This is a genomic window from Streptomyces sp. SP18BB07 (genome assembly GCF_036322545.1).
GTDB lineage: Bacteria > Actinomycetota > Actinomycetes > Streptomycetales > Streptomycetaceae > Streptomyces > Streptomyces deccanensis.
Genome location: NZ_JAQYWT010000212.1, coordinates 81,768 through 101,991, shown reverse-complemented (window position 1 = coordinate 101,991; position 20,224 = coordinate 81,768). Strand labels below are relative to the sequence as shown.

Genomic DNA, 20,224 nt, shown 5'->3' with positions numbered 1-20,224 from the left:
GACGCGACCGGGCCCGGCGGGTTCATCCGCTCGGACCAGCGGAGGGGTCCCCGCATGGCGTACTCGGCGGATTGCCGGTAGGTCAGAACGAATGTTCCGTGAGTGCCTGTTCCGTGAGTGCCTGTTCCGCCCAGATCACCTTGCCCTCCGGGAGGAAGCGGGTGCCCCAGCGTTGGGTGAACTGGGAGATGAGGAACAGGCCGCGGCCGCCCTCGTCGGTGGTGCGCGGGTGGCGCAGATGGGGCGCGGTGGCGCCGCCGTCGAACACCTCGCAGATCAGGGTGCGTTCGAGGACGAGCCGGAGCCGGATGGGCCCGGCGGCGTGCCGGATCGCGTTGGTGACCAGCTCGCTGACGATCAGTTCGGTGGTGAACGCCAGCTCGTCCAGCCCCCATGCCCCGAGCTGCCGCGAGGTGGTCTTGCGGGCCTCCGCGACCAGCGCCGGGTCGGCCGGCAGCTCCCAGGACGCGACCCGGTGCGCGGGCAGGCGCCGGGTACGGGCGAGGAGGAGGGCGACGTCGTCGGTGGGGCGGGCCGGGGCGAGGGAGTCCAGGACGCGCTGGGCGTGCCGTTCGAGGGACGGCTCGGGCCGGGCCAGGGCATGGCACAGCGCCTCCCGCGAGGCCCCGGCGAGCAGCCCGTCGGTGTGCAGGGCGATGACGGTGCCCTCGGCGAGGTCCAGCTCCAGCGCCTCGAAGGGCTGCTGGTCGACGCCGAGCGCGGGCCCCTCGGGAAGCTCGGGGAAGGTGATCGTGCCGTCCGGGGCGACCAGGGCCGGGGCGAACGGCCCGGCGGCGGCCATGGCGCAGCTGCCGGACACCGGGTCGTGGACGACGTACAGACAGCGCGCCCCGACCGTCTGGCGGCTGCCCCCGCCCGGCTCGGCACCTTCCTGCCGCGCCGACTTCGCCACCATGTCGTCGAGGTGGGCGAGCACCTCGTCCGGCGGCAGGTCGAGGTCGGCGAGGGTGCGTACGGCCGTACGGAGGCGGCCCATGGCGGCGGCGCCGTCGATGCCGTGGCCGGCCACCTCGCCGACGACGAGGGCGACACGGGCGCCGGAGAGCGGGATGACGTCGTACCAGTCGCCGCCGAGGCCGGTCAGTTCGTCGGCGGGCCGGTAGCGGACGGCGACCTCGGCCGCGTCCTGCTCCGGCAGCCGGCGCGGCAGCAGGCTGCGCTGGAGGGCGAGGGCGGCGTCGCGCTCGCGCGTGTACCGGCGGGCGTTGTCGACGCAGACGGCGGCCCGGCCGACCAGTTCCTCGGCGAGGCCCAGGTCGACCGCGTCGAAGGGGTCGAGACGGTCGCGCCGGAAGAACGTGGTGATGCCGAGCGTGATGCCGCGCGCCCGCACCGGAACGATCATCACACTGTGCAGTCCGAGTGCCTCCGCGGGCACCGTGGGGCCGCCCGGGACGGCTCTCGCCCACTCCGCCGACAGGGGGTCAAGTCGCGGCTCGGACCACGAACGGCCCTCGACCAGCGCCCGCACCGGGGGCGATCCGGCCGCGTAGGAGGCGACCGCGCCGATCTCCAGGACGGCCTCCGGCACCCCGTCGTGCACGGACTGCTGGGCGATCCGCCGCAGCGGGACGGAACCGTCGCCGAGGGGCCCCGGCTCGGCGCCGCGCAGCACCGAGTCCAGCAGGTCCACGGTCACGAAGTCGGCGAGCGCCGGTACGACCACGTCCGCCAGCTCCTGCGCGGTCCGCCGTACGTCGAGGGTGCGGCCGATGTGCTCACCGGCGCGGTCCAGCAGGGCGAGCCGGGTGCGGGCGCGGTGCCGCTCCGACACGTCGACCACCGTGTAGTACACGCCGATGGGCCGCCCGTGGTCGTCCTCCAGCCGGGTGAACGACATCGCGTGCGCGGTCTCGCGGTACGGCGCCGACCGCACCCGGCCCACGTGCTCGTAGTCCAGCACCGGGACGCCCGTCTCCAGCACCTTCCGCATCTGCGCCTCGATGCGCTCGGCGTCGAGCCCCGGCTGGACCTCCGCGAGCCGCAGCCCCACCCGCTCGTGCGCCAGGCCGCCGCCGAACCGCTCCAACGCCGCGTTCGACCACACGAACCGCAGCTCCGTGTCCACGATCGCTATCCCGACCGGCGACCACGCGGTCATCCGCTCCAGCACGGTCCGACTCATGTCCCACCCGGGCGCCTGAGTGGCATCGGACACGAGCGCGACCCAGTGAGCGGGCTTGAGGGGGTCGGGGGAGGGAGGGGGCGAGGCCGGGGACAGGGAGGGTGACGCGGATGAAGGCGGAGACGGGGAGGGGGAGGCGGGGGCCGACGGTGAGGACGGGGAGAGCGGGGAGAGCGGGGAGGGGGAGAAGGGCAGGCGGGCGGATGGGGACGCGGTGGGGGGTGGGGAGTCCGGGGCGGGGGTGGTCTGCCGGGCGGTGGGGCCGCTGGAGTGCCGGGCGGCGGGCCAGGCGTCGCGCTCCCGCGCGGTGGGGGACGCCGGCGGCCGGGGGGCTCCCTGCACCGCCGGTGGTGCGGTCTGGGGTGATGTGGTCCGGGGAGGGGCGGGCTTGGGCGGGTGAGGGCTCGGCTTGAGCGGGCTCCCGGTGTTGCCCCCGGCCGGCCATGTGTCGACCTCCCGCGCGGGGGCGCGCCCCACCTCGGGCGAGGTCGCGGACCGGCCCGGGGACGCGGGTGGCGTGTCACCTCGGGGTGCGTCGAGGCCACCGGCACGCGGCGCGGGCCGGACTCCGGAAGCGGACGCCGAGGCCCGCGCACCGGCGTCACGCCCGAAGCCACGGGCACCGGGCGAACCGGAACTGGGGGCACCCGCCGGATCGGTACCGGGCGAACCGGTACCAGGGGCACCGGCTGTCAAAGGCGCCGTACCCGCTGACGGCGCTTCTGCCTCCGCCCGGCCTGGCGTGGGTGTCGGCGCCTCGCGGGTGGGGACGACGCGGACCATCACCTTGATGGGGTGTCCGTCGCGGTGGCGGGCGGTGAGGATGCCGGACCAGCCGCCGAGCGCGCGATGGGTTTCGGCCAGTGCGCCGATGCGTTCGCCGTCCTTGTCGACCAGGAGCGTACGGACGCTGCGGCCCAGGATCTCGGCCGCGGGATACCCGAAGAGCCGCTCGGCGTCCCGGGTCCAGCTCGTCACGAACCCGTCCGCGTCGATCAGCAACGGCGCGGCGTCGGCCACGTCGAAGCGCTGACGGGAAACGGCACTGTCCCTGCTGGTCCCCACGGCGACCCTCTCTGTCGCTGAGACGCCCTCAGGCCCCATTATTCACCTTGTGTGATCGCAGGTAGGCCAACTTGTGACGGCGCACATCGCACGACCGCACGCCACGGCGCACGAACCGGCACGCACTCGCCCCCACAAGGCCCCGCCGAGCCCCTGACGGGCCTTGCAGGATAGGGACGAAGCCGCCCACACGACCAGCCGCAGCCGCACACGGAGCCGCCCCAGCCGCCGACCCCCGATGCAGCCGTACGCCGGTAACGCGCCCCCGTACGCCCCCCGAGCTCCCACGTACGGAACCGACCGCCCCCTCCGCGAGAGGGATGCGGAGGGGACGGAGAGATGGCCGATTCGAACCTGTCGGCCCGGCCTGGCGTCAGCAGTCACGGAACTCCGGTGACTGGTTGAGGATCTGCGACCGCAGCGAGGTGAAGCGGACGTACGTCTCGCCGCCGCGGGCCTCCGGTGGGAAGACCGCCACCCGGTGGCAGTTCTGGAAGGCGAGCGCCACCCCGAAGTGCCGCTCCAGGCTTCCCCGGATCGCGTCGCTGGACAGCGCCCGCAGCAGCTGGCCCCGCTCCTTCTCCGACGGCGGCGGCGTCCGGTTGTCGGCGAACGGGGCCGCACCCGCCCGCAGTTCACCGACGAGCGAGGCGATGAGCTCGTAGGCGTACGGCAGCGACGTACGCACCGTTTCCACGAACTCCTCCTCCCGCACCTCGCCCTTCTCGGCATCGGCGAGCAACTGCGGGGAGACGTCGAGCGACATGACTGTTCCTGTTCTGAGCAGAGGGAGACTAGGGAGCTATGGAGGGGACGGCCGCCCCGGCGGGGGGCCCGGCAGGGGCTGTGGCGGCGGCGAGCGCCTCCGGTCCGTGGTGGAACTCGGGGTCCACCTGGGCGGCCAGATCGTGCCCGGTGGCGTCGTTGGCCCAGGCGGCGGCGTTGCGGAGGTGGAACTCGACGGCGTGGCGCTGGAAGGTGGCCCAGTCCTTGGTGCGGGCGTCCACGGCGTCCTTCAGCCGGGTCAGCGCGTGCAGGTTGTGCGACTCCAACTCGCCCTGTTCCCGCCCCTGTTCCTGAGCGCGGACGTACGACGACTGCTCGCAGTACGCCAACAGGTCGTCGCCCACGTGCTCCTTGAGGAAGAGCAGGTCGTCCTCGCCGGTGACCTTGTTGCCGACGACCGCGATCGGGATGCCGAACTCGGCGGCGTGCTCCCGGTACTGCCGGTACACGGAGACGCTCTTCCGCGTCGGCTCCACGACCAGGAAGGTCATGTCGAACCGGGTGAAGAGCCCGGAGGCGAACGCGTCGGCGCCGGCGGTCATGTCGACCACGACGTACTCACCGGGCCCGTCGACGAGATGGTTGAGATACAGCTCCACCGCGCCGAGCTTGGAGTGGTAGCAGGCCACCCCGAGATCGCTCTCGTCGAACGCGCCGGTGACCATGAGCGGCACCCCGCCCACGCGCTCGACGTGCCGGGTGTGCAGGTCGTCGTCGCCGAGGAGCCGCAGCAGGCGGGACCCACGGCCCGGCGGGGTCGTCTTGACCATCGCCTCGCGGGAGACGATCCGCGGGTTGTCGCCGCGCAGCAGGTCCTTGATCTCGCCGGTGCGCGAACTCAGCGGGGGCGCCCCGAAGTTCGCGTCCTCGTCCAGACCGAGCGCGTGCGCGAGGTGCTGGTTGATGTCACCGTCGATCGCCACCAGCGGCGCGCCCGACCGGGCGAGGTGCCGGGCGAAGAGCGCGGAGAGCGTCGTCTTGCCGCTGCCGCCCTTGCCTACGAAGGCCACACGCATGGACCGTCACCCCGCTCGCCCTCGGCGGCACCCTTGACGCCGATAATGAAAATGGATGTCATGAACGTAGATTCGGGAGCGGGGGACGTGATTGTCAAATCCGTCCCATATCAACTCACCTCGCCGACCGGCGAGTTGGTGAACCCTTTGCGGTCAGGCGGCCCGGCGTTGGGACGCGCATGAGGCCCTCATGGGTCACCGGCCCGACCGGCGTTTCCCGAGGTTGACAGCCCCTACCCCTTGGTAAACGATGTCACCACCCTGTGGCTCAAGTGACCCCTGAGCCCGGTGTTTTCTTCGACCACTCAACCCCCGGCGCGGCCTCCGGCAGCCTCGTGCTGCCGTGCTGCCGCCGTGCCCAGGGGTCTCGTACGCACCGACGTTCCGAGTTCGAGAATGGGATCCGCATGTCCATAGTGAGACGTGTCATCGTGAGCCGCCTGGTGGGGACGGGCATCGCCGCTCTTGCGCTGAGCGCGGCGGTCTCCGGCCCGGCGTTCGCCCATGAGACACCCGGCGGCGGCGACGGCTGGGGCAAGAAGAGCTATGCCCCCGGCCAGGGCGCGGGCACGCCCACCGAGACCGACCGCTGCGAGTTCTCGCTGGACGGAGTGAAGTTCGCCGACTGGGTCAAGCTCGACGACCAGAACCTCAAGCCCACCGACGACGGCAAGGTCCACATCAAGGTCCGCGCCGCCTCCGACGCCACGACCTGCACGGTCTCCCTCGCGTCCTACCTCGCCCACGGCCCCACCTTCGCCACCTCCGGCGAGCAGGTCTTCGTCGACTTCGACACCGTCACCGTCAAGCAGGGCGCGACGGACTCCCTCGACATCGCCGTCCCCGACGCGGGCTGCTACGCCCAGATCGACCTCTACCGGGGCGCCGTGAAGTTCGACGGCAAGCTCGACGCGAAGGACGGCTTCGAGCACGGCGACGTCCCCAAGGGCCCCGACCGCCCGGTCATCAAGGACAAGCTGATCGCGGCCTGGAACGGCGGCACGAAGGACTGCACGGCCGACGAGCAGCCGCCGGCCGAGGAGAACCCGCCGGCGGAGGAGCAGCCCCCGGCGGGCGACCAGCCGCCCGCCGAGGAGAACCCGCCCGCCGACGAGCAGCCGCCGGCCGACGAGAACCCCCCTGCGGACGAGAACCCGCCCGCCGAAGACACCCCGAAGACGGACTCCTCCCCCTCCCCGTCCCCCTCGGACTCCACCCCGGTCGCCCCGTCCCCCAACGGCGGCGAGCCCGGCGACCTCGCCGAGACGGGCGGCGGCAACGCCATCCCGATCGCCATCGGCGCGGCGGGCCTGGTGGCCGCGGGCGGCGCGATCTTCCTCGTGACCCGCCGCCGGGGCACGGGCCGCACGGGCGCGTGACGGTCGTGACGGGCGCGTAGCCCTTGTCTCGACGATGCGGTGCCCCCCCACCTCCACGGAGGCGGGGGGCACCGCATCGGTGTGTCCGGCGGGCGGACGCCGGGAGGGCGTTCGCTTCGTGATCTACGCGGGCGGGCCACACCACCGGCGCGTCCTGCCCAAGCTTGCCGAGCGCGCACCCCGAGCGTCGGCCCCGGCCAGGCTCACCACCCGCAGCGGGGTTAACTCTTGCATTAACATTGTGGCCGTGGCTCAATGGGAAGTGGTTCTCGTCGGGGAAGTCGCGGCGTGGTTCGAAGCACTGGCCGAAGAGGACTGGGACAGCTCTGAACAGGTAGAAGACGCTATCGACATGTTGGCGGCTACGGGCCCGACGCTCGGCCGTCCGCTGGTGGATCGGATCAAGGGTGCTGAGAACCATCACCTGAAAGAGCTGAGGCCGGGATCATCCGGGAGTAGCGAGATCCGCATCCTCTTCGCCTTCGATCCTGTACGCCGGGCGGTGCTGCTGGTGGCTGGCGACAAAGCCGGAAACTGGCAGCGCTGGTACGACATCAACATTCCGCTTGCTGAAGAGCGGTACCAGGCACATCTGGCTGATCTTGAAACCGGGGAGTACGAATGAGCACCGTGAGCTGGGAGGAGACTAAGCGCAGGGCCCGCATGAGGCGTGAGGCCGCGGGGCTGCCAGTACGGTCTGCTCAGGAAAAGCAACAGGCCATGGACCGGCTGACCGCAGAAGTGCGCGCTCACAAGCTCGCGGAGGTCAGGCGTGAGCAGGCGCTGACTCAACGCCAGGTTGCCGCGTCCATGGGGGTCTCGGCACCTCGGGTCTCCGCGATCGAGCACGGCGACCTGGACCGTGCAGAACTCGCAACCCTCCGTGCCTACGTGGAGGCGCTCGGCGGCCGACTGCGCGTTGTCGCTGACTTCGGGGACGCGGAGTACACCGTCGCCTGACCGTGGAGCAAGTTCCGGAGCGGCCACCCGCCTCCGACAATGAGCAAGGTCCCGGGTCTTTGACGATGTGGCGCGGCTTCGAACGCGTCGCGGGGAGCATGGCTTAGGCCGATGCTGCTTCTGGAGGATCCGGGTCAGGTAGCCGAATCGTCGCGGTCGAGGCGGATCACGGCGAGTGCCTCGGCGATCTCGACGGTCATCTCGTCGTCGGGGCCGAACACCATGCACATGTCCTGGTGGAGCGGTTCGAGGACTTGCCGCGCCTCGGCGGCCCGGCCCTGGGCGAGCAGCAGCATCCCGATGTTGCGCCGCAGCATCCGCCGGTGGAGCTACCGGACCACCCCGCGAAAACGGGTCAGGAGGGCCTGAGCCTGTTCGGTGTCGGCGTCGAAGAACTGCTTGGCCAGGGCGGGCGGCACGGTGGGCCCCTGCATCCGGACCTCGTCGCAGCTGAAGCAGAACGCCGCCTCGTACAACGGCAGGTCGAGGGCCTCGTCGTACGCCCGCACGCCCCACCCCGGCGAGAACCCGCAGCGGTGCTGTGCGCTGCCGGGCAGGCTCGCGATCAGGGCCAGCACGTCGCCGACCTCGTCCCCGGCCCAGTGGGCGACCACGGCACCGGGGTACGGGGCGCCCCGCCTTCCCGGCAGCCCCGAAATCCTGACGACCTCGATCAGCGCGGTGGCCGCGACGACGGCCGGGGCGGGAAGTTGCATGGCCGCAGTCTGAGTGTCCGTCCGGGCGCGCACCGTCTCCGCTGCTCAGGAAGGATCGCGACGCAGTCCGGTCAGACCCACGACCGGCGCCCATTCGCGCACACCGACCACCTGGACACCAGGGGTGCGGTAGTACGGATCGGTGTCGAGTATGCGGTCCAGCTCTGCGCGTTCCGTGTCGAAGACAAGCAGCGCGCCAGTGTCGTCAGCGAACGGGCCGGCGGCGACGAGACGTCCCTCCTCGTGAAGGCGGTTGAGGAGTGCGCGATGCGCCGGACGTGCCGCGAGGCGTTCAGGTGAAGCGGTCAAGGCAAGCTCGACGATCAGCATGCACCCGACCGTAGCAGCGCCAGCGCCTGGCTACGGGGCAGGCCCTACTTGCCTGTCAGTTCCACTTCGCAGTCCAGTGTCTGTGTGTATGCGCGGCCGCCCTGCCGATAGTCGAACTCGCAGTAGCGGGCGCTCCGGGAGGGCAGGCTGGTGATCTTCAGTCGGGCCAGGTAGTAGATGTCGCTCGACGTGTGTGGAGCCACCTTCACGGGCTTGTCGGAGTGGTCGCGCAGCGCGGCGAACCGCGGAGTCAATTCCTCGCCCTCCTTCGCCAACAGAGCCAGCCCTTCGGTGTCTTCCAGGCTGTAGGCGCCGTATCCCAGGACCTTCATCCCCTTGGGAACCTGGACGAGGGACACCCCGGTGATTTCGATCGGCTCGGCGGATTTGTTGGTGGGCACGGGGAGCGCGAACCACCAGGTGTCCCCGACCTTCACGTTCTCGCTCCCGACGGTTCCGCTTTCCTGGATTCCGCCCTCCAGCGCGGACCCATGAGAGCGCTGCTGCTCCAGCGTGGAACACGCTGTGACGAGGAGCGCGGCCACAGCGGCGACAACGACGCCGATGCGAAGAGAGCGTGAGCATCCCGCCGTGCCCCTACGTACCTCTTGGCGAGTGCACTCGGGTACGAAGAACGCGAACGGAGATCCGGACGTGATGAGGAAGCTGTCGCGGGGCGGTGTGTTGGCTGCGGGTCTGGCTGTCCTGCCCCTGGTGGCGGCGTGCAGTGGAAGCGGCGGGGACAAGGCTGCGGGCAAGGCGGGTGAGGAGTCCAGCCCGGTTGCCGCGGTCGTCGCGCCCGCCAGGGTCGAGGTGATCGCCGAGCTCACCGGGTGTGAGGTGAAGATCCGGACCGAGGCCGAGGAGCTGCGCGAGGGCGTGTGTCAGACCGGCGTGGGCGACTACCTCATCACCACCTTCCCCAAGGACGAGCTGAAGGAGGTCTGGCTGGAGTCGGCCTCGATGTACGGCGGCAAGTACCTCGTCGGCCCCCGCTGGGCCATCTCCGCCAAGCCCGACGTGCTCAAGAAGCTGAAGGCCAAGGTGGGCGGCACTGTCCGGGACCTGAGTCAGCCGAGTGCGTCGTAGGCGCTGAGTTCGTACGCCGCCTCGTCGTCGATCCCGTTCTCCTCCCAGTCGATGGAGAGGGTGACGAGGCGGCCGTCCGCCGCATACGAGACGTCCACCTTGTCGGCACCCTCCTTGCGAGCCGTCTCCGCCTCCTTCAACAGGTCCGCGATGGTGGGTATGTGGTGCGGCGTCCGGTCCACCACGCTCCGCCCGCTGTCGTCGAGCCCGACGGCCTTCACGACCTTTCCGTCCCGCACCGTCACCTCGAACGTCCCGATCAGCGGCCGCTCACCCTCCGTCGACCTCAGCGTGTACGTGTAGGACGCCGGTTCCTTCCAGGCGGGCGCAGAGGGCTTCGTCGCAGCCGTCGAGTCCTCTCCGCACCCTGAGATCGCCCACATCAAGGCCCCCACCGTCGCGACGGCGGACAGCGCGCGGGGACGGAGTCGTACGGCAGTGGTCGTCGGCATGGCGGCCCCCTTCGAAGACGGTCACCACTGGGACGCCGGACGGGCCGACAACGTTCGGTGCCGTGCCGAGCCGACACGGTTTCCGGCCGTCGTCGCCGGAAGGACCCGTCCGGGAGGACGTCACGGGCAGGATGTCCGCATGACGAAGTCGTCCGCGCAGTCCGTGCAGCCCGTGCCATCCGCCCCCCGTTCCTCCTCCCCCTCGCCTTCCCCTTGCTCCTCCTCCGGTTCCGTGCTGTCGCTGTGGTCCCAGGACTCCGTGCTGTCGATCGGGTCCGTCGGGTCGGTGCTCTCCGTGGGGTCCGTCGGGTCCGTCCTGTCGATCGGTTCGATCGGGAGCGCCTTGTCCGCCGGCTCGATCGGGTCCGCGCTGTCACTGATCTCGACCGGCTCGTGGCTGAGTACGGGGTCCCTGTTGTCCGCACACTCACGCTGGTCGGTGCTGTCGTGGCGCTCCAACGGCGGCTTCATGGCCGCCGGAGCGGTGGGGGCGGCGGCCGGGGGAGCACTGTTGCTGGCCCGACGGCGACACGCGGCCCCGTAGACCTCACCGCACGGGCGCCAGGATCTCGCTCACGCCCTGCGCCAAACGCTCAGGAGTTCCTCCGGGCCGTACGCCGCCTGGAGTCCTGAGCAGTCGATGCCGTTGCGGGAGACCGCCACGAGCGGTACGGGCTCGCCGGTGAGCGCCGCGCGGTGCTTCTGCAGGGCGGCCAGGTCGTGGCTGTCGAAGGTGCCGTTCTCCAGCCATTTGACCGAGCCCAGAAACAGGCTGGTGCAACGCCATGAGCCCCGCTTCACGTGTTGTGAAGCGGGGCTCATTCTGTGGAGCGCCGGGCAGGCCTTGCACCTGCATTTCCCCGCAGGAAGCGGGGCGTCTTTCCTTGGACCACCAACGCATTGAGTGCTACCGGGAGTTCGTTTTCCGGTGAGCGGCTCGAGATCAACTATAGCGGATCTTCAGGGTGGTTGCATCCTCGGTCGCGGCCGGTCAGGCCAAGTGCGCCTGCGGGGCGTACTCGACGCGGAGGTACTTGGCGTTCCGTTCGCCGTAGGCCTCGTGGAGGATCGGCTCGGCGGTGTCGGGGTCGTCGACGCCGACTTCGACGAAGCCGGTGCCGTCCAGGCCGGCCTCGCGCAGGGCGAAGGTGCCGTCCCAGCGGCTCATGTCCTCGGTGACGCGGTCGAGGAGGGCGTTGAGGTCCTTCTCGTTGATGTCGCGGTCGTGGAGGCGTACGGTCACGCCCTCCTCGGCGGCATCGCAGACGGCCGTGTCGAACGGGGCGGACGGGATGCGGTACACGTCCAGGGAGGTCGCGTCCTCGTCCAGGACCATGCCCGTGTAGATCGCGGCGTGGCGGCCGGTGACCAGTTCGTCCACGTAGCTCAGAGTGCGTTCGAGTGGGGTGTCCTCAGGGAAGCCGTCCCTCGCGTGACCGGCGAGGCTGCCCTTCGGCTGGGTGCCGTGGCAGGTCCTCGTCGGGGTCGACACGATCTCCACGGTCTGGGCGTCGGCCGCCGATCCCTGGATGCCGCCGAGTACGACGACGGAGCCCAGCACGGCTGCGGCGGCTCCGGTACGGGTCCGCGAAGGGAAACGGGTACCCGAGCCGCTCCACGTCCAGGTCCTGGCCCACGTCCAGGTCCGCGTCCACCTGCGCTTGAACGGCTCGCCCATGAGGCCCTCCGGGTTTCTGCTCGTACGACCGCACGATCGGTACTGAGACGCGGGGGCCCGCCAGAACGTTCGATCCGCCCCGTTCGGTCTGCTGGCTTCGACTTCTCCCCGGCCAGGAGTTGAATCGGGCACGATCCGACCGACGGAGACGAACGAGGAACGAGGAGGGCCGGCCCATGGGGCGACTGCGCTCGGTGCTGACCAAGCCGGTGGTGATCGCGATCCTGCTGGTGGGAGTCGTGCTGGCCGGCTTCGGGCTGTACTGGTTCCAGCCGTGGAAGCTGTGGACGGACGAGACCGTGCGAGAGACCCTGCCGTCGGCCACGGCCACGGCCACGGCGTCGGCGACACCGGAGAAGCCTGCTGGGGAAACGGAGACCGTCGCCCGCGGGGAGTTCCTCAGCCACGAGCACGCGACCTCCGGGGACGTCCGGCTGCTGCGGCTCGCGGACGGGTCGTACGTCGTGCGGCTGGAGGACTTCGAGACCAGCAACGGGCCCGATCTGCGGGTGTGGCTGAGCGACGCGCCGGTGAAGGAGGGCGAGGACGGCTGGCATCTCTTCGACGACGACGCGTACGACCACGTCAGCCTCGGCGGGCTGAAGGGCAACAAGGGGGACCAGAACTACCGGGTGCCCGGGGACGTCGACCCCGGTGACTTCGGCAGTGTCAGCATCTGGTGCGACCGCTTCAACGTGTCGTTCGGCGCGGCCGAGCTGGTCCGGAGCCGCTGAGGCTCCGGACCAGCTCGGGGGCATGGGTGTCAGTAGCCCACCCGGAACGTCGCGTCCGCCCGCTCCGTCGCCGTCGAGATCGGGTCGATGCGGAGCAGGTAGCCGCTGTGGCGGATGTAGCGGGTCGGGTTGTTGTACGAGCGGAACGAGGCCCACGTGGAGTCGGCGAGGCCGGCGACGCGGGTGAACGTGGCGTCCGCGGCGAACGTCGACGTGCCGTCGTTCACGTCCAGGCGGAGCGCGTAGTTGTAGTGGCGCAGGTAGCGGGTCGGGAAGTTCACCGACTGGAAGGAGACGGCCGAGGAGTCCGCCAGGCCCGGGACCAGCTTCCACTGGGAGTCGGTGAACGGGTCGAAGGGGTACTCGTCGATACGGCCCACATAACTGCTGTGGCGGACGTAGCGGGACGGGTAGTTGTACGACTTGAGGCGGTTCCACGTGGGGGCGCCCCACTTGGCCAGCAGGTTGGTGTACTCCGTCGACGTGATCGGGTGGATGCCGCAGTGCTTGGAGTTCAGCGGCTGGGTGTAGAGCTTCTGGTCGAGGGCCGTCCAGGTGCCGGAGGCGAGGTCGTTGGACTGCCAGACGTAGAAGACGCCGTTGGGGGTGTAGGTGTCACCCCAGAGGTACCAGGCGTTGGACGTCAGGGACTTCACCACCGTGGGGGCCTCGGTGCCGCCCTGCGCGACAGGCGTGCTGAACGGTGTGAAGCTGCCCGGGGTGAGGGACGTCGACCGTGCGCCGACCAGTTGCTGGTTGCGCTTGTAGTAGAGGTAGTTGACGCCGTTCACGCCGATCGTGAGGTTGCCGTCGATGATGTCGTAGCCGGGGTCGAAGAAGACCTGGGGGTTCGACGACGTGACGAAGTCGGTGGTGTAGCTGACCATGATCACGTTGTGGCCGCTGCTGTTCACCGACGAGTAGAGGATGCCGTACTGGCCGCGTGACGCGTCCCAGTAGGCCTCCGGGGCCCAGCTGTGGGTGGTGGTCATGTCGTGGAGCTTCAGCCGACGGTAGCCGGTGAAGGTCCGCAGGTCGGCGGAGTCCCAGACGTGGATGTACGTGCTGTTGTAGTTCCAGTCGGTGCCCTTGAGGTCCGTCGCCAGGACGACGAACGTGCCGTCCTGCTTGCGCATCAGGAACGGGTCGCGCAGGCCGCCGGCGCCCTGCGTGGGGGTGACCAGGGGGGCGTTCTGGTTCAGCGGGGTCCAGTTCAGGCCGTCCTGGCTGACGGCCAGGTGCAGGCCGTAGTCGGCCTCCAGCATGGTGGTGGACTCGGTGAAGTAGACCATCGCGTACGCGGAGTCGGCCGCGTGGGCGGTGCCGGCGCCGAGGGTGAGCACACCGGTCGCGGCCAGCGGCACGGTCGCCGCCGTGCCGAGGAACATGCGGCGGGAGAGGCCGGGCCTGCCGGTCATGTCGCCCGTGTTGTGCACGTCGCTCACGTCGCTCATGTCAGGCTCCACTTCTGGTTGTTCTGGCCGTTGCACGACCACAGGACGAGCTTCGTGCCGTTGCTGGTCGCGGCGTTGTAGGCGTCCAGGCAGAGACCGGAGTTGACGTTGACGATCGTGCCGTCGGTGTTCACGTTCCACTGCTGGTTGGTGCCGCCGTGGCAGTCCCAGATGACGACGCGGGTGCCGTTGGAGGTGCCGCGGTCCCAGGCGTCCAGGCACTTGTTGCCGTACACCACCAGTTCCTTGCGGGAGGTGGATGTGAAGACCTGGTTCTGGCCGCCGGAGCAGTCCCACAGCTGGGCGTCGGTGCCGTTGGTGATCGTGTTGTCGTTGATGTCGGCACAGCGGCCGGAGCCCGTGCCGGTGATCAGGGTGCCGTTGGTGCCCGGCAGCGGCCGTACGACGATGCCTTCGAGGGTCGGGGCGCCGGAGAACGTGATCGTGTTGGCGCTGCCCTTGGTGAGCGACATGGCGACGGAGATGTTGCCGGGGGAGGAGCCGGTCGGCGGGAAGGAGACCTTGGTGGGGGTCTGGCCGTTGACCGTGAGGGTGGCGACCCGGGCGGCGGAGGTGTTGTTGGTGTAGGAGACGTCGACCGTCTTCAGGCCGGTGCTTCCGGCGACCACCCCGGAGAAGCTCGCTGTGCCGTTGTAGGTGCTCGCCGACTGCTCGGTGCCGCCCTTGACGGTGAGCATGACCGAAGTGCCCGCCGGGACGCTGGTGGTGTAACTCGTGCCGGGCGTACCGACGTTCGTACGGGTCCACAGGTCACGGACGGTCGCCACCGCGTTCGTCAGACCGAGGTCGGACCAGCGGACGGTCATGTTCTGGGTGGTGGAGGTGCGGTTGAGCAGGACGACCGCGCGGTTGCCGCTGCCGGAGAGGACCTTGCCGTACACCTGGAGGCCGGTGGTGTCCTCGGCGACCTTGACGCCCTGGAGGCCGCGGGGGTCCTGGTCGACGGCGATGACCTCGGAGTTCTTGAGGATGTTCGCCGTCTCCGTGGTCATGGTGGAGAGGTCGTTGCCGGCGAGCAGCGGGGCGCCGGAGATCGCCCACAGGTTCATGTGGGTGCGGTCCTGGGCGGGGGTGAGGCCCATGCCGACCATCAGCATGTCGGGGTCGTTGACGTAGCCGGTGTGCTGGGCCGTGGGGTGCAGGTTCCGGTCGTGGGCCGTGAGCACATTGCCGTACGTGAAGGTCTGGCCGTGGTAGAAGATGTCCGTGTTCGTCCGCCACATCGGACCCATGCCCGGTGCCCAGTTCCAGGGGTTGGAGTACCCCCAGTTGCACAGGGAGAGGGCGAGGGGGCGGCCGGTGGTGGCGGTCGCGGTGGCGACGGCGTCGCTGATCGCCTGGTAGGTCGTCTTCGGGTCGAGGCCTTCGGCGTCGCCGCCGCACCAGTCGACCTTCACGAAGTCGAAGCCCCACCGGGAGAACTGCGTCATGTCCTGGACGTAGTGGCCCTCGCTGCCGCTGCCGGGCGCGGCCGGGCGGCCGGTGGGGAAGTAGTAGCCGCAGCCGTCCTTGCCGGCGTCGGTGTAGATGCCCGCCTTCAGGCCCTTGCTGTGGATGTAGTCGGCGATGGCCTTCATGCCGCCGGGCCACTCGGCCTCGTCGATGGTGATGTTGCCCGCGCTGTCGCGGGTGCCCTGCCACCAGCCCTCGTCGATGTTGATGTACTCGTAGCCGGCCTCGGGCAGCCCGGCCGCGACGAACGCGTCGACCTGCTGCTTGATCACGTTGTAGTCGACCTTCGCGGCGAAGGCGTTCCAGGAGGCCCAGCCCATCGGGGCTTCGGGGACGGGTATTTGACGATCCGTCACGGCTACGGGGGCGGCGTCGAGCCGGGTGACGGGCGGGGAGGCCGTCGCCTCGGCCGAGGGGTCGGCCGGTGGCTGGGCGAGGAGCAGGGCAGCCGTCGCGGTCGTCGCCAGGGCGAGGGCGCGTACGGCGGCGTTTCTGCAACGGCGTCTGAAACCGGGGGAGTCAGTGGATTCGGTGCGGGGAGGGGGGTACATGCGGCTCCTTCGATGGATATCGAGCGTCGATATCTCGAACAAGGATCGGCTCGCCGAACGTATCGGCTGGCCGAAACTAGAGCCGGAGGGGGTGTAAGTCAACGGGTGTGACACGGGTGGTTTTTGAACCGGTCACAAAGTGGTGGTGGGGAGCCGGCGAGGCGGAACGCCCCGCCCGGGGGCGGCGACTCTGAGCCCGGCGGGCGGCGACACCCGAGACGTATACGGCTCCTACCGCGCCGCCCGCTCCCGGCCCCACGCGGCCAGCGGTTCGAGCGCGTCGTTGAGGCGTATGCCGTCCTCGGTCAGCGAGTACTCGACGCGGGGCGGCACCTCGTCGTAGGAGACGCGGCGCACGACTCCGTCCGCCTCCATCTCGCGCAGATGGGAGGCCAACACCTTCTCGCTGACACCCGGGAGCAGCCGGCGCAGCTCACCGAAGCGGCGAGAGGGCTGCTCGTGCAGGGCCCAGAGGATCAGGACCTTCCACCTGCCGCCGATCACCTCCATCGCGGTGTCGATCCCGCAGATGTGGCCGTCCGGTGCTCCCGGCCGATTCAACGTCGCCATGCCCCCACCCCTCCGACGTGCTCGCTCACCTCAGGGTAACCACCCACTCCGAAGTACGTACTTGATCACTTTCGCGCCCATGACCAGCCTGTTCGGCATGACACAGAATCCTTCCGAGAAGACCCCCGTCACCTTGCTGGGCCTCGGCGCGATGGGCACCGCGCTGGCCCGTGCGTGGCAGGCCGCCGGCCATCCGCTCACCGTCTGGAACCGCACCCCGGCCCGGTCCGCGGTGCTCGCCGCCGAGGGCGCGAGGGTCGCGGACAGCGCCGCCGAGGCGGTCGCGGCGAACACCCTGGTCGTCGTCTGCCTGTTGGACGACGCCTCCGTGGAGAAGGCACTGGCCGATGCCGACCTCACCGGCCGCGACCTGGTGAACCTGACCACCAGCACCCCCGCCCAGGCCCGCGCCCGCGCCGAGTGGGCCGAGGCTCGGGGCGCCCGCTACCTGGACGGCGGCATCATGGCCGTCCCGCCGATGGTCGGCGTCCCCGAGGCCGGGGGCTACGTGTTCTACAGCGGTTCGCGGCAGCTGTTCGAACAGCACCGGGCCACCCTGGCCGTCCCGGTCGGCACCACCTACGTCGGCGAGGACGCGGGCTTCGCGGCCCTGCACGACGTGGCCCTGCTCAGCGCGATGTACGGCATGTTCGCCGGGGCCGCGCACGCCTTCGCCCTGATCCGCAAGGAGGACATCGACCCCACGACCTTCGCCCCCCTCCTCGCCGACTGGCTCGTCGCGATGGCCCCGTCCGTGCACGGGACCGCCGAGCAACTGCGCGGCGGCGACCGCACCCGGGACGTCGACTCCAGCCTGGCCATGCAGGTGGCCGGCATCCCGACCTTCCTGACCACCGCCGAACAGCAGGGCGTCAGCGCCGAGTTGCTCAGCCCCTACTTCGCGCTGATGCGCCGCAGCCTGGCCGAGGGCGACGGCGAGGAAGGCCCGACGGGGATGATCGACCTGCTGGTGCGCTGACCGGCGCCAGGCCCTCTGGGGGGCGTCCCTGCGCACCCCTCACCTGCGGTCCACGATGCGGGCCGTGCCGGGCGATGTCAGCAACCGCTGTCGGCAGTCCGGGGCGGCCGGGGGCGGCGGCTGGCCGTCGAGGGCCCGGCACAGGGCGGCATGGAGGTGCTCGGCTTCGACGAGGGTTAGGCTGAGTTCGGTGTCGGTGGGGCGGCCGCCGGTACGGGTCACACGTAGGGGGACGGCCAGACGGTCGTCGTCGGTGCGCCGCACGGGTCGCCCGGGCGTGCGCTCGATGCTCCAGCTCATGACGCCGCCCCGCTTCTTCCGATCCTCGCGAGGCGGTACGCACCCCACAGTTCCCGCCCGCTCTCGCACCCGTCCTGCACCTTGGGGGCGCCCTTGCAGCCGCCGTCGCACTTACGGGTGTGCTCGAACCACAGCCGGTACGCGCGGAGCATGGGGATCTCGGAACTCTGGAGGGTGGCCCCAGCCCCCGTCTGCCCGTCAGACATCAGTTCACCTCCACGAACTGCCGGGTGTGGGGCGGTGATGCAGGGCGGCACGGTGTCCGAACCCAGGTGTGGGGCCGACGGGGGCACTCCCGCTTCCGCTCGTCGGCGTCCAGGTAGGGCCGGACCATGACGGTCGCGGCGCCGTCGAGGGGCGTGTGCAACCCGTAGGGAGATCGGTGCACCGGGAGAGAGGCCGTCGCGCCGGAAACCTCGAGGGATCGGTTGCGGGCGGATACCGCCGTATGCGTGCCCGCTCGGCGTCTGCCGGTGCCGGGCGCCATCACGTCCAGTACCCATCGCGTCAACGCGTGGATAATGCTCACTGCCATCAGCTCCTCTTGGTCCGCTCATGGCCACGCCCCCGGACGGTTGCGCCCGTCGCGGGGGTTCTCGCCTCGTCGGCGAAGCCGTGGCCTGTCTCTGTCACCGGTCGTAGAGGCTGCCGTCCCACTACTCTCGTCCGGTGACGCATACGAAGGTAGAAGTCCGTGATCACGGCTTGAAGTGACCGCGAGTACGGGTGCTTTGCCGCGCGCACGGGAATGGGGCTGTCTCATGCGGTCAAGTTCGCGACCTACCCTGACCGGCAGTCAGGGATCGTCCGTCCGCCCACGCACGGGCGTCATCTCCGGCTACGTCTTCCGGGTCATACGAGAACAGGCGGGGCTCACCCAGGAGGAAACGGCTGAGCGGTTGCGCGTGTCCGGGGACACGATCGCGGGCTGGGAGTCCGGCAGACGCCCCCTGACCGCCGTACCGGTCGGTCAGATGCTGGTGCACCGTCACCGGCTCATGCAGATGGGCACTGTGCCTGCGCTTCTCCGAGCGCTTGACCGCGCTTTGGAAGCGGATGTCCTCCTCACCGGGGCCCTCGACGACACGGGCGGGCTCAGGGACAGCCCGCTCGGGGCCTGTGTCATGCAGCGGGATCTCGTCGAGGTGCTCGCGTGGCCTCTCAACCACGTACCTCCCGGAACCATCCGTGATCTACCTACCGCGCCCCGCAGGCGTCGAGGGCCCGCGCCGGACGGGCCGGAGCTGTCGGCATCCGACCGGACACGTTTCTTCACACAGATGCGGCGCACCGCAGAGCGGGCCCGTGGCGAGGATCAGTTCCTTCTTCGCCGCCAGGCCCTGTACCTCTCCGGGTACGACGACCAGCCCGACACCTCGGACTGGCTCGCCCACCAGCAGTCCACCGAGCGCCCTGGCGACTGGCTCACAGGATGGCTCAACTCCCGTTCCGTTGCCGCTGTATCGGCTCGGCAAGGTGACCGGGACGGCATGAGCCATTTCATCGACACAGCCCTGATCGGCGATGATGCCGGTGAGACTGCGAACCTGAACTACTGGGCGTACTGGATCGGTGAGACCGACCATGTCGAGTTGACCGATGACTTCATCGCCACCTCCACTCCTGGGCCATGGCCGGGTGACAAGCTGCTCACACACCTCGCTCAGGGCTTCGCCCCGCAGCACGGCTACCTCGACCTGAACATCCACTCCGTCTGGTCCCTGCTCCAGGTCCGGCCTCACCTGCTCCGATCCGGTGCGGCAAGCCGGGCCCTGCGCGACCGGCTGCCCGTGATGTTGGATAGCCGGGAGCTGTCGGGGCGCGGGCGCCGGGAGCTGGAGAGCATCCGATACGCGATCCGCCTCGCCGAGGCGTGAGAGGAGCCGGACGGTGGCTGAAGACCTGTCGGCGGTGGCGCGCTTCCTGTACGAGGCGGGGACGCTGAAGCAGACCAAGCGCACCGGCTGGTGGATGGCCGGCGTACGCGATCCGGAGTCGGTGGCGGAGCACTCCTGGCGCGCGGCTCTTCTCGCGACGATCATCGCGAAGCTCGAAGGCGCTGACCCGGCACGCGCCGCCTATCTGGCGGTCTGGCACGACACGCAGGAAACCCGGACCGGTGATGTGAACCACCTCGGCAAGAAGTACGCGACTGAGGCGGACCCGCAAGCCGTCACCGCTGACCAGGTTGCCGGTATGCCCGAGATCCTGGCCTCGGCCGTGCGGGAACTCGTCGCCGAATACGAGGCGAAGGAATCCGCCGAGGCGATCTGTGCCCGGGACGCCGACAAGCTCGAGTGCATGATCCAGGGCATCGAGTACAAGGCCCAGGGCTACGAGAACGCCCAGCGCTGGATCGACAACAGCCGCGGCCGACTGACCACGAAGTCCGCCAACGAACTCGCCGACGCGGTACTGGCGACCGGTTCCCTGGACTGGCTGCGCGCGGCACTGGGTGAGAAGCGGGGTTGACGCTCGGCCTGGTGCCGGGGAAAGCCGACAGGACGCTCGACCGGGAGTGCCCCCGGTCGAGCGTCCTGTTGTTG

At 70.1% G+C, this 20,224-nt stretch carries 22 protein-coding genes and 2 pseudogenes; 9 read left to right on the top strand and 15 right to left on the bottom strand.

Features of this window, described 5'->3' with window-relative positions; all coding sequences use genetic code 11:
* Positions 1-82: 82 nt before the first annotated feature.
* The 3 genes from PUR53_RS03405 to PUR53_RS03395 all read right to left on the bottom strand — a co-directional run bounded on the left by PUR53_RS03405 (position 83) and on the right by PUR53_RS03395 (position 5,013).
* Complete coding sequence (locus PUR53_RS03405; protein WP_329907326.1) at positions 83-3,211, bottom strand: SpoIIE family protein phosphatase; 3,129 nt, start codon at positions 3,209-3,211, stop codon at positions 83-85.
* A gap of 373 nt (positions 3,212-3,584) precedes the next feature.
* Complete coding sequence (locus PUR53_RS03400; protein WP_329907325.1) at positions 3,585-3,977, bottom strand: SCO5389 family protein; 393 nt, start codon at positions 3,975-3,977, stop codon at positions 3,585-3,587.
* A 28-nt stretch (positions 3,978-4,005) separates the two neighbouring features.
* Positions 4,006-5,013 carry an ATP-binding protein gene (locus tag PUR53_RS03395; protein ID WP_329907323.1) on the bottom strand — a complete coding sequence of 336 codons (1,008 nt, stop codon included), beginning with the start codon at positions 5,011-5,013 and terminating at the stop codon, positions 4,006-4,008.
* Positions 5,014-5,420: 407 nt separating this feature from the next.
* Here PUR53_RS03395 and PUR53_RS03390 point away from each other — a divergent pair, with 407 nt between their 5' ends.
* The 3 genes from PUR53_RS03390 to PUR53_RS03380 all read left to right on the top strand — a co-directional run bounded on the left by PUR53_RS03390 (position 5,421) and on the right by PUR53_RS03380 (position 7,352).
* On the top strand, positions 5,421-6,392 hold the full coding sequence (locus PUR53_RS03390; RefSeq protein ID WP_329897175.1) for an LAETG motif-containing sortase-dependent surface protein: 972 nt from the start codon (positions 5,421-5,423) through the stop codon (positions 6,390-6,392).
* Between the two features lie 238 nt (positions 6,393-6,630).
* Positions 6,631-7,017 (top strand): type II toxin-antitoxin system RelE/ParE family toxin, encoded by a 387-nt coding sequence (locus PUR53_RS03385; RefSeq protein ID WP_329907340.1) that lies wholly within the window; start codon positions 6,631-6,633, stop codon positions 7,015-7,017.
* A complete protein-coding gene (locus PUR53_RS03380) occupies positions 7,014-7,352 on the top strand; it encodes an XRE family transcriptional regulator (protein ID WP_329897174.1) in 339 nt (112 codons plus the stop codon). The genes PUR53_RS03385 and PUR53_RS03380 overlap by 4 nt, the downstream gene beginning before the upstream one ends.
* 134 nt (positions 7,353-7,486) lie before the next feature.
* On the opposite strand, the pseudogene PUR53_RS03375 reads toward PUR53_RS03380, so the two are convergent.
* The 4 genes and pseudogenes from PUR53_RS03375 to PUR53_RS03360 all read right to left on the bottom strand — a co-directional run.
* Positions 7,487-7,666, bottom strand: a pseudogene (locus PUR53_RS03375) (serine/threonine protein kinase); the annotation flags it as partial.
* Between the two features lie 15 nt (positions 7,667-7,681).
* Positions 7,682-8,068, bottom strand: coding sequence for a hypothetical protein (locus PUR53_RS03370; RefSeq protein ID WP_329907322.1), 387 nt, complete (start codon positions 8,066-8,068; stop codon positions 7,682-7,684).
* A 45-nt stretch (positions 8,069-8,113) separates the two neighbouring features.
* Positions 8,114-8,398 carry a YciI family protein gene (locus PUR53_RS03365; protein ID WP_329897172.1) on the bottom strand — a complete coding sequence of 95 codons (285 nt, stop codon included), beginning with the start codon at positions 8,396-8,398 and terminating at the stop codon, positions 8,114-8,116.
* Between the two features lie 44 nt (positions 8,399-8,442).
* Positions 8,443-8,943, bottom strand: coding sequence for a hypothetical protein (locus PUR53_RS03360; RefSeq protein WP_329897171.1), 501 nt, complete (start codon positions 8,941-8,943; stop codon positions 8,443-8,445).
* Between the two features lie 109 nt (positions 8,944-9,052).
* On the opposite strand from PUR53_RS03360, the gene PUR53_RS03355 reads away from it, so the two are divergent.
* Positions 9,053-9,487 (top strand): hypothetical protein, encoded by a 435-nt coding sequence (locus PUR53_RS03355; protein WP_329907321.1) that lies wholly within the window; start codon positions 9,053-9,055, stop codon positions 9,485-9,487.
* Here the strand turns inward: PUR53_RS03355 and PUR53_RS03350 are convergent.
* A complete protein-coding gene (locus PUR53_RS03350; RefSeq protein ID WP_329907320.1) occupies positions 9,469-9,939 on the bottom strand; it encodes a DUF6174 domain-containing protein in 471 nt (156 codons plus the stop codon). The genes PUR53_RS03355 and PUR53_RS03350 overlap by 19 nt on opposite strands.
* Before the next feature lie 232 nt (positions 9,940-10,171).
* Here PUR53_RS03350 and PUR53_RS03345 point away from each other — a divergent pair, with 232 nt between their 5' ends.
* On the top strand, positions 10,172-10,483 hold the full coding sequence (locus PUR53_RS03345) for a hypothetical protein (protein ID WP_329897203.1): 312 nt from the start codon (positions 10,172-10,174) through the stop codon (positions 10,481-10,483).
* A 29-nt stretch (positions 10,484-10,512) separates the two neighbouring features.
* Here PUR53_RS03345 and PUR53_RS03340 read toward each other — a convergent pair.
* Positions 10,513-10,710: pseudogene (locus PUR53_RS03340) on the bottom strand (ATP-binding protein); the annotation flags it as partial.
* Between the two features lie 220 nt (positions 10,711-10,930).
* Positions 10,931-11,617, bottom strand: a complete 687-nt coding sequence (locus PUR53_RS03335) for a hypothetical protein (RefSeq protein ID WP_329907318.1) — start codon at positions 11,615-11,617, stop codon at positions 10,931-10,933.
* Positions 11,618-11,793: 176 nt separating this feature from the next.
* Here PUR53_RS03335 and PUR53_RS03330 point away from each other — a divergent pair, with 176 nt between their 5' ends.
* Positions 11,794-12,351, top strand: coding sequence for a DM13 domain-containing protein (locus tag PUR53_RS03330; RefSeq protein ID WP_329897167.1), 558 nt, complete (start codon positions 11,794-11,796; stop codon positions 12,349-12,351).
* Positions 12,352-12,380: 29 nt separating this feature from the next.
* On the opposite strand, the gene PUR53_RS03325 is transcribed toward PUR53_RS03330, so the two are convergent.
* From PUR53_RS03325 to PUR53_RS03315, 3 genes are all read right to left on the bottom strand, one after another.
* Positions 12,381-13,769, bottom strand: coding sequence for a glycoside hydrolase family 43 protein (locus PUR53_RS03325; RefSeq protein WP_329897202.1), 1,389 nt, complete (start codon positions 13,767-13,769; stop codon positions 12,381-12,383).
* A gap of 32 nt (positions 13,770-13,801) precedes the next feature.
* A complete protein-coding gene (locus PUR53_RS03320) occupies positions 13,802-15,829 on the bottom strand; it encodes a ricin-type beta-trefoil lectin domain protein (RefSeq protein WP_329907317.1) in 2,028 nt (675 codons plus the stop codon).
* Positions 15,830-16,060: 231 nt separating this feature from the next.
* A complete protein-coding gene (locus PUR53_RS03315; protein ID WP_329897165.1) occupies positions 16,061-16,399 on the bottom strand; it encodes a winged helix-turn-helix transcriptional regulator in 339 nt (112 codons plus the stop codon).
* A gap of 97 nt (positions 16,400-16,496) precedes the next feature.
* Between PUR53_RS03315 and PUR53_RS03310 the strand changes: the two genes are divergently transcribed.
* Positions 16,497-17,378 carry an NAD(P)-dependent oxidoreductase gene (locus tag PUR53_RS03310; protein ID WP_329907316.1) on the top strand — a complete coding sequence of 294 codons (882 nt, stop codon included), beginning with the start codon at positions 16,497-16,499 and terminating at the stop codon, positions 17,376-17,378.
* Positions 17,379-17,417: 39 nt separating this feature from the next.
* On the opposite strand, the gene PUR53_RS03305 is transcribed toward PUR53_RS03310, so the two are convergent.
* Positions 17,418-17,678 carry a hypothetical protein gene (locus PUR53_RS03305; protein WP_329907315.1) on the bottom strand — a complete coding sequence of 87 codons (261 nt, stop codon included), beginning with the start codon at positions 17,676-17,678 and terminating at the stop codon, positions 17,418-17,420.
* Entirely contained in the window at positions 17,675-17,884 is a 210-nt protein-coding gene (locus PUR53_RS03300; RefSeq protein WP_329907314.1) for a hypothetical protein, read from the bottom strand. Before PUR53_RS03300 ends, PUR53_RS03305 begins: the two co-directional genes overlap by 4 nt.
* Positions 17,885-18,439: 555 nt before the next feature.
* On the opposite strand from PUR53_RS03300, the gene PUR53_RS03295 reads away from it, so the two are divergent.
* Positions 18,440-19,555 carry a helix-turn-helix transcriptional regulator gene (locus tag PUR53_RS03295; protein ID WP_329907312.1) on the top strand — a complete coding sequence of 372 codons (1,116 nt, stop codon included), beginning with the start codon at positions 18,440-18,442 and terminating at the stop codon, positions 19,553-19,555.
* Between the two features lie 13 nt (positions 19,556-19,568).
* Positions 19,569-20,150 carry an HD domain-containing protein gene (locus tag PUR53_RS03290; protein WP_329907311.1) on the top strand — a complete coding sequence of 194 codons (582 nt, stop codon included), beginning with the start codon at positions 19,569-19,571 and terminating at the stop codon, positions 20,148-20,150.
* Positions 20,151-20,224: the final 74 nt, after the last annotated feature.